The sequence below is a fragment of the Mycolicibacterium mageritense genome (assembly GCF_010727475.1).
Lineage (GTDB): Bacteria > Actinomycetota > Actinomycetes > Mycobacteriales > Mycobacteriaceae > Mycobacterium > Mycobacterium mageritense.
In genome coordinates this window covers 5,090,281-5,102,329 of sequence record NZ_AP022567.1, presented here as the reverse complement: position 1 = coordinate 5,102,329, position 12,049 = coordinate 5,090,281, and the positions used below count along the sequence as shown (strand labels likewise).

The 12,049-nt window shown below is 67.3% G+C and carries 11 protein-coding genes; 2 read left to right on the top strand and 9 right to left on the bottom strand.

The genetic code is table 11. The annotated features are described in order from the left end of the window. Positions 1-7 precede the first annotated feature (7 nt). The 6 genes from G6N67_RS24600 to G6N67_RS24575 form a co-directional block, all read right to left on the bottom strand. Positions 8-1,438, bottom strand: a complete 1,431-nt coding sequence (locus tag G6N67_RS24600; RefSeq protein WP_036428173.1) for a DUF2252 domain-containing protein — start codon at positions 1,436-1,438, stop codon at positions 8-10. Positions 1,439-1,454: 16 nt separating this feature from the next. Beyond that, on the bottom strand, positions 1,455-2,510 hold the full coding sequence (locus G6N67_RS24595) for a zinc-dependent alcohol dehydrogenase family protein (RefSeq protein WP_036428174.1): 1,056 nt from the start codon (positions 2,508-2,510) through the stop codon (positions 1,455-1,457). 30 nt (positions 2,511-2,540) lie between these two features. Beyond that, positions 2,541-3,215 (bottom strand): PIG-L deacetylase family protein, encoded by a 675-nt coding sequence (locus G6N67_RS24590; protein ID WP_036428176.1) that lies wholly within the window; start codon positions 3,213-3,215, stop codon positions 2,541-2,543. A 46-nt stretch (positions 3,216-3,261) separates the two neighbouring features. Next, complete coding sequence (locus tag G6N67_RS24585) at positions 3,262-4,626, bottom strand: LLM class flavin-dependent oxidoreductase (RefSeq protein ID WP_036428178.1); 1,365 nt, start codon at positions 4,624-4,626, stop codon at positions 3,262-3,264. Continuing rightward, positions 4,623-5,933, bottom strand: a complete 1,311-nt coding sequence (locus G6N67_RS24580) for an MFS transporter (RefSeq protein WP_036428179.1) — start codon at positions 5,931-5,933, stop codon at positions 4,623-4,625. Before G6N67_RS24580 ends, G6N67_RS24585 begins: the two co-directional genes overlap by 4 nt. Positions 5,934-6,005: 72 nt before the next feature. Further along, entirely contained in the window at positions 6,006-6,614 is a 609-nt protein-coding gene (locus tag G6N67_RS24575; RefSeq protein ID WP_036428180.1) for a TetR/AcrR family transcriptional regulator, read from the bottom strand. A 45-nt stretch (positions 6,615-6,659) separates the two neighbouring features. On the opposite strand from G6N67_RS24575, the gene G6N67_RS24570 reads away from it, so the two are divergent. Together G6N67_RS24570 and G6N67_RS24565 are read left to right on the top strand one after the other, a co-directional pair. Continuing rightward, positions 6,660-7,808, top strand: a complete 1,149-nt coding sequence (locus G6N67_RS24570; protein WP_036428181.1) for a phosphotransferase family protein — start codon at positions 6,660-6,662, stop codon at positions 7,806-7,808. Continuing rightward, positions 7,809-8,924, top strand: a complete 1,116-nt coding sequence (locus G6N67_RS24565; RefSeq protein WP_036428183.1) for an Rv3169 family protein — start codon at positions 7,809-7,811, stop codon at positions 8,922-8,924. A gap of 81 nt (positions 8,925-9,005) precedes the next feature. Here the strand turns inward: G6N67_RS24565 and G6N67_RS24560 are convergent, their stop codons facing one another. The 3 genes from G6N67_RS24560 to G6N67_RS24550 all read right to left on the bottom strand — a co-directional run bounded on the left by G6N67_RS24560 (position 9,006) and on the right by G6N67_RS24550 (position 12,026). Beyond that, entirely contained in the window at positions 9,006-9,371 is a 366-nt protein-coding gene (locus tag G6N67_RS24560) for a DUF4345 domain-containing protein (RefSeq protein ID WP_036428184.1), read from the bottom strand. Between the two features lie 153 nt (positions 9,372-9,524). Further along, positions 9,525-11,024, bottom strand: a complete 1,500-nt coding sequence (locus G6N67_RS24555; protein ID WP_036428186.1) for a flavin-containing monooxygenase — start codon at positions 11,022-11,024, stop codon at positions 9,525-9,527. A gap of 30 nt (positions 11,025-11,054) precedes the next feature. After that, on the bottom strand, positions 11,055-12,026 hold the full coding sequence (locus G6N67_RS24550) for a TIGR03617 family F420-dependent LLM class oxidoreductase (protein WP_036434130.1): 972 nt from the start codon (positions 12,024-12,026) through the stop codon (positions 11,055-11,057). Positions 12,027-12,049 lie beyond the last annotated feature (23 nt).

The window sequence follows — 12,049 nt, the reverse complement described above, 5'->3', positions numbered from 1 at the left end:
TTCGCGGCTATACGCCTCGTTCGACGGGAAGCAAGCCCCGGTCGACGGCTGCCACCAGGGCGGCGTGGTCGGCTTCGGTCTGGTCGGCGTAGCGCCGGGCGAACTCGCACAGCGCCTGGTCCACCCGATCGGACCGGCCCATGTAGCCCGCGATCATCGATGCACCGCTGGTGCGCGCATGCCCCTTGGCGAGCAGTTGGCCCACCACACCGGCATAGTCGGTGAGCGCGGCCGCGTCGATCGCGTCCAGTGGGATGGTGCCCTTCATGTTGCGGAACTGCCGCACGTAGTACTGCCTGCCGTCCATGCTGGTCCACCCCAGCAGCGGATCGCTCACGGTCTGCAGCGCCTGCTGGTATTCGACCACGCGTTGCCCCTGATGCGCGTGCCATGCGGATTCGCCGTGCACATAACGTGCGAGCACCGATCGGCGAGCCTGCTTGAGCTGCAAGAAGATCACGTCATCAGCGGTCGACCCTTCGAGCAGCGCCACGTAGGCGCGCAAGCCGACGCTGCCGACGCCGACCACCTTGTGCGCGACGTCGACGAGGGTGTACCCGCCGAGCATGCGTCGCCAGTGCGGGGCCAGCGTCGTCAGGTAATCGTCGAGGGCCTCGGCCAGTTGATCGGCCTGGGGTTCGGGCAGCCGCGTGATCAGCGGCGGTTCCTCGACCAGCCTGCGGACGCCCGCCACCTCCTCGGTGAAGCGCGGCAGCGCACGGTCACTGGTGCGGTTGCGGGCCCGTTTGGCTGCGCGGTTCACCTCGGACTGCAGGGCGCCCTCGGCCTCGGCGGCCAGCCGGTCGGCGCCGAGCCGTTGGAATGACCGCGCGAACAGCGGCTGGTCGGCCAGCCAGCGAATCTGCTTGCGGTAGGAGGCAACACAGGTCTGGACCGACGTGGCGCACTGTTCCTCGGTGGCGCCGTTGTGCCGGCCGGCCACCCAGATGCTGGCCACCAATCTCCGCAGATCCCATTCCCAGCCGCCCGGATGCGCCTCGTCGAAATCGTTGAGGTCGATCACGAGGTCGCGTTCCGGCGACGCGTAGAACCCGAAGTTGCCCAGGTGCGCGTCGCCGCACACGACGGGTGTGATGCCGGTGGTCGGCAGATGGGCGACGTCCTCGGCCATCACCACGGCCGAGCCACGCAGAAACCCGTACGGGGAGGCAATCATGCGGCCGACCCGGATCGGGACCAAGCGGTTGACACGGCCTTCGTGGCTGATCGTGATGAGCTGCACCGGGTCGGGCCTGCCGACCGGTGGCTCCCAATGCGCCAGCGACCGGCGCGGTACCCGCTTACGCAGGCGCTTACCGATTCCATACCGCTCGGAGCGCGACACCGGCCGGTGCCGAAGCGACTGATACGCGGTGCTGTCGGCCTCGGCGAGAACGGTGTGGCCGCCGGCTCGGTTGTTCGATGAGACGCTGGTCACACGCCGATCGTACGGGTCACGCCGGCTGCGATGACCGGACGGGCTCGATGATGGTCATCCCGGGCCCGGTCGGCGCGTCCATGGCCGCCAGGGCCTCGCCGGCAGCGTCCAGCTCCACCACGCGGGTCACCAGCCGCTGTGGTTCGAGCGCACCGGTCGCGACGAGCTCGAGCATCGCCGGATAGTCGACGGCGGGCATGCCGTGCGACCCCAGGATCGCGAGTTCCTGCGCGATCACGCGGTCCATCGGCAACGCGGTCTGTGCGGCATCGCCGAGCAGCAGCCCCACCTGGACGTGCCGACCGCGCCTGCGCAGCGACGCGACCGAAGCTGCCGCGACCGCGGGGTGGCCGATGGCGTCGATACCGATGTGCGCACCACCACCGGTGCGCTTCACGATTTCGGCTGTCACATCAGCTATCTCGGATCCGTTGATCAGTTCGTCGGCCCCGAGCGAGCCGGCCGTCATGAGGGCTTCGGCGCTGCGGTCGACGGCGAGGACCTTGGCCTGAAACGCCTTGGCGATCATCACCGCTGACAGGCCCACGCCACCGCAGCCGTGCACGGCGACCCACTGACCGGGTTGCACGCCACCGTGGGTGACCACGGCGCGGAACGATGTGGCGAACCGGCATCCCAGTGAGGCGGCGGCGACGAACGAGACCGTATCGGGCAGGCGGACGAGATTTGTCTGAGCGCGGGGCACCGCCACCCGCTGGGCGAAGGATCCCGGCAAGGTGAACCCGGGCTGCAACTGGTCGGGGCACACCTGAGCCTCACCGGACAGGCAGAACTCACAACGTCCGCAGCCGAGAACGAACGGCGCGGTCACCCGGTCCCCGACCTGCCAGCGCGTCACGCCGGCACCGACCGCGGCGATCGTCCCGGCAAACTCGTGCCCGGGGATGATCGGCAGTTCTACCGGATCGTGACCGCGCCAGGCGTGCCAGTCGGAGCGGCACACGCCCGTGGCCGCGACCTCGACGATCACCCCGTCGGGCGGGCATTGCGGGTCGGCCACGTCGACGACTTTCGGCAGCACACCGACCTCGGGATACACCACGGCTCGCACATGTCGATGGTAGGCGGGCCGGTCGGCCGGTCAGCGGTGACGCTTCAGGATGAACTCCGCGGTTCGGCCGCCGAACTCGGGGCGCACCGGCGTCGCCATCTCCACCTGCCGGCGCGCCTGTTTGACGACGGGCGTGTCCGGATCCAGCACCGAAAGGTAAACCTCGTGGGCGGCAAGCGATTCGACCGCCCGCTCGGTGTAACCCTCGACCGCTTCACAGTGCGTCGGCTCCGGGCCGTTCTCGAACAGCCAGCGAGGCGGATCGGAGATGCTGTCAAAGGCCGCCGCGACCGCGTGGGCAAATTCGATGTGGTCACGCTGGTTCGGAGCGTCGGGCGCCCAGCTGGGGCCGCTGTAGATGGTGACGACGATGTCGGGGCGCAACGTCGCGACGGTCGCGGCGATCTTGGCGCGCAGCTCCGGGGTGTCGCGAATGTTGCTGTCCGGAAAGTCCCAGAACGCCACATCGCTGACCCCGACGATCGCTGCGGATCGTCGCTGCTCCACTTCGCGCAGTGGTCCAGCCTGTTCGGGCGGCATACCGGCGATCCCGACCTCACCGCGCGACGCCAGGGCGTAGTGCACTGTCTTGCCGGAGTCGGTCCATTTGGCGACGGCCGCGCCGATGCCGTACTCGGGATCGTCGGGATGTGGCACCAGCACGAGTGCGATCTGCCAGTCCGTCGGGAACGGTTGCTCGCTCATCACCCCAGTCTCGTGCGTGGACGAGGGGTCATGTCAACCGGTCGTGTCAAGCCCAATCCGGCGGCCGGTAGGCCGCGCCCGGGTGGTCCGCGGACAATAGCGGCCCGCCGCCGCCGAGCCGCTCACGCAGGGTCACCCGCTCCCCGTGATCGGGAACCCGGCCCCGACGCCGCAATTCGGGCACGACGTGGCGCGCGAAGTCGACGAACGTACCGGGTGTCGTGACGTAGGCCAGATTGAAGCCGTCGACGCCGGCCTCATCGACCCAGCGTTCGAGTTCATCGGCGACCTCGCGGGCAGAACCCACCACCACCGGACCGCGGCCACCGAGACCGACCTCGTGAGCCAGCTCCGTAGCCGTCCAGTTGCGGTCCGACGTGGTGAACGATGCCAGCGCCGAACGGTTGGCCTCGGTCTGCACGTACTTCAGCGGTTCGTCGGGCCCGAGCTCGGCCAGGTCCACCCCGGTCCAGCCACCGAACAGGGCCAGCGCACCATCGGCGCTGACATACCGCCGGTAGTCGTCCAACTTGGCGACGGCCTGCTCATGGGTTTCGGCGACGATCGGGGTCAGCATCGTAAACACCTTGATGGACCGGGGATCTCGGCCGAGCTCGGCGGCCGCGGCACGCAACGCCGTGACCGGCTTGGCCACGATCTCAGGCGTCGGACCGGACACGAACACCGCTTCGGCGTGCGCCGCGGCGAACCGGACTCCGCGCGGTGAGGCGCCCGCCTGGAACAGCACCGGGGTGCGCTGCGGGGACGGTTCGCACAGGAACGGCCCGGGGACGCTGAAGTAACGGCCCTTGTGTTCGATGTCGTGGACTTTCGCCGGGTCGGTGAACACCCCGCGGTCCCGGTCGCGGACGACGGCGTCCGGTTCCCACGACGCCTCCCACAGCTTGTAGCAGACCTCGAGGTACTCCTCGGCGATCTCGTAGCGCTCATCGTGCGGGATCTGGGCGTCCAACCCCAGGTTGCGGGCGGCGCTGTCGAGGTAGGACGTGACGATGTTCCAGGCCACGCGACCACTGGTCAGATGATCCAGCGTCGCGAACCGGCGCGCGAGTGCGTAGGGCTGCTCGTAGGTCAACGACACCGTGACGCCGAACCCCAGCGTTTCGGTGACCGCGGCCATGGCCGACACGGCCAGGGTCGGATCGTTGACGGGCACCTGTGCGGCGTCGGTCACCGCCGCGTCCCGCGAACCGCCGTACACGTCGTACACCCCGAGCACGTCGGCGAGGAACAGCGCGTCGAAGCCTCCGGACTCCAGGATGCGGGCCAGCTCGGTCCAGTACCCGAGTTCGCGGTAGCGGTAGCCCTGGTCCTCGGGGTGACGCCACAGCCCCGCGGACTGATGTCCGACACATGCCATGTCGAACGCGTTGAGATAGATCCGGCTCATCGCACGTCGCCGATCTCGTCCCGATGCGTTTCCCGGGCGAAGTAGGCGGCCGTGAACGTGATCGCGGTGAGGACCACGAAATACCCGACGATGAGCCACGGACTGCCCCCGCCGGCGACCAGCAGCGCCGCCGCGATCAGCGGCGCGAAACCACCCGAGAGCACCGCACCGATCTGATACCCCAACGACGCGCCGCTGTACCGCACCCGAGTGTCGAACAGTTCGCCGAACCAGGCGGCCTGAGGCCCGTACATGGCATCGTGGGCGACGTTGACCCCGAACACGATTGACAACACGACGGCCACTTCGGAACCGGTACCCGCCGCCACGAAGAACAGGATCAGCGCCACCACACCCGCGACCGCACCGAACAGATACGGTGGCCGACGGCCGAACCGGTCGGACACCATGGCCCACACCGGCGTGCTGACCAGGCCGATGGCCGACGCGATCAGGACTGCCGTCAAGCCCACCTGGCTGCCCGCGGACGACGAATCCTGCAGGTAAGTCAGTGAATACGTGGTCAGCAGAACGAACAGGGCGATCTGGGAAAAGCGCAGCCCGGTGGTGATCAACACATTGCGCGGCTGGGTCCGCAGTACCTCCAGCACAGGCAGCCGCGCGACGTCGCCGCGGTCTCTGACCTGGGTGAACACCTCGGCATCGGTGAGCCTGAGCCGGATCACCAGGCCTACGACCACGAGAACGGCACTGAGCAGGAACGGGATTCGCCAACCATAGGAGAGGAAGGCGTCGGGACCGGTGACCGTTCTCGTCACGTAGAACACCCCCGTCGACAGCAACATCCCCGCCGGTGAACCCAGTTGCGTGAAGCTGCCGAACAGACCGCGCCTGCCCGCGGGCGCGTGCTCCACGGAAAGCAATGCGGCACCGCCCCATTCAGCACCGACGGCCAAACCCTGCAGCAACCGCAGGCTCACCAGCAGCACCGGGGCGAGCAGCCCGACCTGGGCGTAGGTCGGCAGGAGTCCGATCGTGAACGTGCTCAGCCCCATCCCGACCAATGCGGCGACCAGAACTGTCTTGCGTCCCAGCCGATCTCCGTAGTGACCGGAGATCAGCGCTCCGAGCGGCCGCGCGCCGAAGCCCGCGGCATAGGTCGCGAACGAGGCCAGCGTGCCCGCCGTCGACGAGATGTTGGGGAAGAACAGCGGTTTGAACACAAGCGCTGCTGCGGTGGCATACAGATAGAAGTCGTACCACTCGATCGTGGTACCGACCGCGCTGCCGAGTGCGACAGTGCGCGCAGTCGGTTTGGCCGCTGAACGTGGGGCGGTAAGAGTCACGTGATCGCAGGCTAAGCGGCGGCGGAACCGCCCGGAAGGGTTCTCCTCACCGTGACGCGAAAGGCTCGCGGGTTACCGCCCGACGGTCACACCGTGCACGACGATCGCCGACGTCTGCGCGACCCATTCGTCGTCGAGTTCGCGGTCGGGCCACAGCAGCATCCGCAGCATGGTCGCCCCACCGATGATCTCCACGAGGCGGTCCGGGTTCACGTCGGCATGGACCTCGCCGCGGGCGATACCGTCGACCACGCGGTCGCGGACCACCACAAACATCTCGGTGAAGCGCGCCATCACCCGCGCGTTGAGCTCCGCGTCCGACGCGACGTCGGCGACCAGGCCCGGCAACGCCGCACGCACGACCGGACTGGTGAACACGTCACGGGCGGCACCGATCATCGCCCGCACATCGGCGGCGATGTCACCGGCCGGCGCCGTCAAGGCGGTCGCGGCAGCGGGGAACACCGCCTCGTGCACCAGCTCGGCCTTGCTCGACCAGCGCCGGTACAAGGCGGTTTTCGTGGTCTCGGCCCGTTCGGCGACCGCCGCCATGGTCAGGTTCGCGTAACCGATTTCGACAAGCAGGTCCGCGGTCGCCTGCAATATGGCAGCGTCGATGCGTGGGTCGCGGGGGCGTCCCGCTCCGACGGTCTTGCCAACCGATGATGGCTCTGCTTTCATAACGCTACTAACAGTATCGTAATTGTGCCCGAAAGGTTGACTTGCATGGCTAACGAGCCGGCCGTCGACACCGCCGTCGAAAACGTCGACCATCTGCAACGCTCCAGCCGCGACGTCACCACCCTGCCCGCGGTGCTGTCGCAATGGCTCTCCACGGTGATGCCGGGCGGGGTCGCCCCCGAGATCACCGTGGAAAGCGGCGTCGATTCCAACGGCATGTCGTCGGAGACCATCATGCTGACCGGCCGGTGGACCGAGGACGGCGAACCGAAGGAGCAGCGCTGGGTCGCCCGCGTCGCCCCCACCCAGGCCGACATCCCGGTGTTCGATTCCTACCGGCTCGACCATCAGTTCGAGGTGATGCGCCAGGTCGGCGAACTCACCGACGTCCCAGTCCCCCGCGTGCGCTGGATCGACACCACCGGCCGGATCTTGGGTACGCCGTTCTTCTTGATGGACCGTGTCGACGGCCAGGTGCCACCCGACGTCATGCCATACACCTTCGGCGGCAACTGGTTTGCCGATGCACCCGCCGAGCGACAACGCGAACTGCAGGACAGCACGGTCGCGGTACTGGCCAAGCTGCACGCCATTCCCGATGCCGCGCAACGGTTCGCGTTCCTGTCGGAGGCCGATCCGCCCGGCGATACACCACTGCGCAGGCACTTCGGCTGGCTCAAGCAGTGGTACGAGTTCGCGGTGCCCGACATCGGCCGCTCGCCGCTCGTGGAATGCGCACTCACCTGGCTGGACGAGAACTTCCCCGACGACGTGGCGGCGTCGGACACCGTGCTGGTGTGGGGTGACTCCCGGATCGGCAACGTGCTCTACGAAGACTTCCGGCCCGCCGCGGTCCTGGACTGGGAGATGGCCACGCTCGGTCCCCGAGAACTCGACGTCGCGTGGATCATATTCGCGCACATGGTGTTCCAGGAGCTGGCCGGCCTGGCCGGGCTACCCGGTCTGCCCGGCGTACTGCGCGAAGACGACGTCCGTGCCACGTATGCGGAGTTGACCGGCGCACAGCTCGGCGACCTGCGCTGGTTCTACATCTACTCCGGGGTGATCTGGTGTTGCGTGTTCATGCGCACCGGCGCGCGGCGCGTGCACTTCGGCGAGACCGAGAAGCCCGACGACGTCGAGACCATGTTCTACCACGCGTCGCTGCTGCGACGCCTTCTTGAGGAGGCCTGAATGCTCGGCCCGATGGACGAATACCCGGTTCACCAAGTGCCCCAGCCGATCGCCTGGCCGGGATCTTCGGACCGGAACTTCTATGACCGGTCCTACTTCAACGCCCACGACCGTAGCGGCGACATCTTCGTCATCACCGGTATCGGCTACTACCCCAACCTCGGGGTCAAGGATGCCTATCTGTTGGTACGCCGCGGCGACGAGCAGACCGCGGTGCACCTGTCCGACGCGATCGATCAGGACCGGCTCAACCAGCATGTGCTGGGCTACCGCGTCGAGGTCACCGAACCCCTGCACAAGGTGCGCATCGTGCTCGACGAAACCGAGGGCATCGCCGCAGATCTGTCCTGGGAAGGCCTGTTCGACGTCGTGCAGGAGCAACCGCACCTGATGCGGCAGGGCAACCGCGTGACCTTGGATGCCCAGCGCTTCGCCCAGTTGGGCACGTGGAGCGGGTTTTTGGAGATGGACGGCCAGCGCATCGACGTCGACCCGGCTGTGTGGATCGGCTCGCGCGACCGGTCCTGGGGCATCCGGCCGATCGGTGAGGCCGAACCCGCGGGCCGGCCCGCCGATCCGCCGTTCGAGGGCATGTGGTGGCTGTACGTCCCGATCGCGTTCGACGAGTTCTCGATCGTGCTGATCATCCAGGAGGAGCCCAACGGGTTCCGCTCGCTCAACGACTGCACCCGGATCTGGAAGGACGGACGCGTCGAGCAACTCGGCTGGCCGCGCATCAAGATCCACTACCGCTCGGGCACCCGCATCCCGACCGGCGCGACCATCGACGCCACCGCGCTCGACGGCTCAGCCGTCCGTTTCGACGTGGAATCCAAACTGCCCGTGCCGATTCACGTCGGCGGCGGCTACGGCGGCGACATCGACTGGCTGCACGGCGTGTGGAAGGGCGAGCGGTTCACCGAGCGGCGCACGTACGACATGACCGATCCGGCGATCATCGGCCGCTCCGGGTTCGGCGTGATCGACCACGTCGGCCGCGCGGTGTGCACCGAAGGCAACGGCGCACCCGTGGAGGGCTGGGGCCTTTTCGAGCACGGCGCGCTCGGCAGGCACGACCCATCCGGGTTCGCCGACTGGCTGACCGTCGCCCCGTAAGCAATTCTCTCCGGCGAGCAGACACAGAATCGCACTGCAGAAGGTCGGTTGGTGCGAGTTTGCGTCTGCTCGGCGGAGAAACTAGGTCGCCCACACCAACGCGGCCGCGGCGACGGCCTCGACCACGCAGTAGAACCAGTTGGGGTAGAACGAGGTTCGGCTGTCGATCACGCCGGACACCACGCGGCCGAACGCCATTCCGGCCAGCGCGGCCGCGACCGTGATCAGGATTCCGGTTCGGATCTCCCCCGGTGTGGCGGCCGCATAGCCCAGCACCGCGGCGATCGCTATCCCGAATCCGCCATACACGGCTCGTACTTCGGCGCGCGTCGTCGGCGTCTCGATGGTGAACCCGAATGGGCGCAGGATCGCTGCGGGTGCGGCCAGCGCGTACAGACCCATGCCTGCGAAGAACACCCCGACGATGGCGATGACAACGGTGCTCACGATGGCCTCCTGTTCACGTCGCTCGTGCTGACTTCCCGTGCGCGAGCAGACACTCCGGTACCCGGGAACGCGCTTTCCGGGGTACCTGCGCGTCTGCTCGGCAAGAAACGCACCCCCCAACACCGTCACGAGCGTGCGCAAACTGTTGACGAGTTAGGGCGTGTCGGCCAGCAGACGCGCGCGCTCGCGGTGCTGGCTGGCCGTCCCGAACACCATCGACTCGTCGATGCGGTCGAACCGGTGGTCGATCGCGTCGAGCACATAGTTGTGCCGCACGTGCCACGGCCGCTTGGTGCCTGAGCGGGGCAGGGCATGCGCGGAGCGCTGAATGTAGCCCGCTTCGAGATCCCAGGTCCGCTTCTCCGGAATGGGCGCAGGCCCCTTGTGCGGGTAGGCATGCGTGTAGCCGTGGGAATCCATGTACGCCAACAGTTTCGCGACCGCTCGCGCGGTCATGTCGGCGCGCAGCGTCCACGACGCGTTGGTGTAGCCGATGCACCACGCCAGGTTCGGCACGTCTTCGAGCAGGAATTCCTTGTAGACGAACCGTTCCGTGGGTTTGACCTCGCTGCCGTCGACCCGCAACGTGATGCCGCCGAGCGCCTGCAGTTGCAGGCCCGTGGCCGTGACGATGACGTCGGCATCCAGGCGCGCACCGGATTTCAGCACGATGCCGTCGGCGTCCACATGATCGATGTGGTCGGTGACCACCTCGGCGCGTCCGTCACTGATGTGGGCGAACAGATCGCCGTCGAGCACCAGGCACATGCGCTGATCCCACGGGTTGTACCGCGGCTTGAAATGCACGTCGACCGGATAGCCCGCGGGCAGCGCGGCAGAGTTACGGTTGCGGATCACCCACCGGCCGGCCTTGGGTGCCTTGCGGAAGAAGAAGTACAGCAAGACGTGGACCATCGCGTTGCGGAACCGCACCACCTGATGGGACAGTCTGCGCGGCAAGACCTTCCGGATGGCCTGCACCATCGGATCGAACCGCGGCATCGACATCATGTAGGTGGGTGAGCGCTGCAGCATCGTGACGTGTGCGGCGTGGCGGGCCAGTGCGGGGATGAGGCTGATCGCGGTGGCGCCGCTGCCGATCACCACGACACGTTTACCCGAGTAATCCAGGGATTCGGGCCAGAATTGGGGGTGCACCACATCGCCGCGGAAGTTCTCGATGCCGGGAAACTCTGGGGTGTAGGGCTCGTCGTAGTTGTAATAGCCGGTCCCGAAGAACACAAAGCGCGCGCGGTACACCACAGCTTGTCCGTCCCGCTCGGCGTGCACGGTCCAGGTGTCGGTGCTCGAATCCCAATCCGCGGACAGCACATGCGTATTGAACTGGATGTGGCGGTCGATGCCGTGCTTGCGGGCGGTCTCGGTGAGATACTCCCGGATGTCGGCGCCGTCGGCCACGTTCTCCGGGCGGGTCCACGGCTCGTACGGAAAGCTCAGCGTGAAGATGTCGCTGTCGGATCGGATGCCCGGGTACTGGAACAGATCCCACGTGCCGCCGATCCGAGCGCGACGTTCGACGACCGTATAGGTCAACGTCGGATTCTTCTCGTGGATGCGATAGGCAGCACCGATCCCGGAAATACCGGCCCCGATGATCAGCACATCGGAGTATGCGGGTTCATTGGCGGTCAACGTCGAACCTCCTCCACCCCACGATAGGACTCAGGGGCCGAGCGCGTCGACGATCTCGGCAAGCGTATCGATGGCGATCGGCCCCGGCTGATACAGGCAGATCCGGTCGGAGACCCCGTCGACGCGGTCACGGATGTGTGCGGCGATGTCCGCGGGACTGCCGCATGCGGCGATGGTGCGCAGCATGTCGTCGTCGATCAGCGAGCCCATCTCGTGCCAACGGCCCTGTTTGGACAGCGCGTTGAGCTCAGGCTGCAAGTCGCCCCAGCCGTGGGCGTCGAGCACCGGGCGATACGCCGGTGTGGATCCGTAGAACGCCAGCAGCCGCCGGGTCGCGGTGTGATCGTCGCCCGCCGACACGATGATCTCGGGCACCACCGCGAACCCGGCGGTGTCCCGTCCCGCGGCCGCCAAGCCCTCACGCACGGCGGGCATCGTCACGTCCTGCAGGAACCGTTTCGACCCGAACGGCATCACCAGCAATCCATCCGCGTGTTCGGCGGTGGCCCTGGTCAGACGCGGGCCCAACGCACCGACGTAGATCGGAGGCGGACCGAACGAGCCCACGTCCGGGCTGAAGGTGGGTGTCATCAGGGTGTGTCGGTAGAACTCGCCGCGGAAATCCAATCGCTCACCGGTAGACCAGGCGTGGAAGATCGCGCGCAGCGCCGCGATGAACTCGGTCATCCGGGCCACGGGCCGGTCGAAGTCGGCTCCGAACCGCTTCTCGATCTGGGTTCGGATCTGGGTGCCCAGCCCGAGGGTGAACCTGCCGCCCGACAAAACCTGATGGTCGACCGCCTGATGCGCCAGGTGCACCGGATTACGGGGAAACGCGATGGCCACGTTGGTCATCAGGTCGAGCCCACCGACGGTCGACGCCAAGGTCAGCGGCGCAAAGACGTCGTGTGGGCCTTCGAAAGTGAACACCCCGGCGGCTCCGGCCTCACGCAAGGCTTGCGCCCGATCGGCCGCATCGATAGGCCCGAACAACGCCGTCATGACCAACACGGCATGAGAGCCTA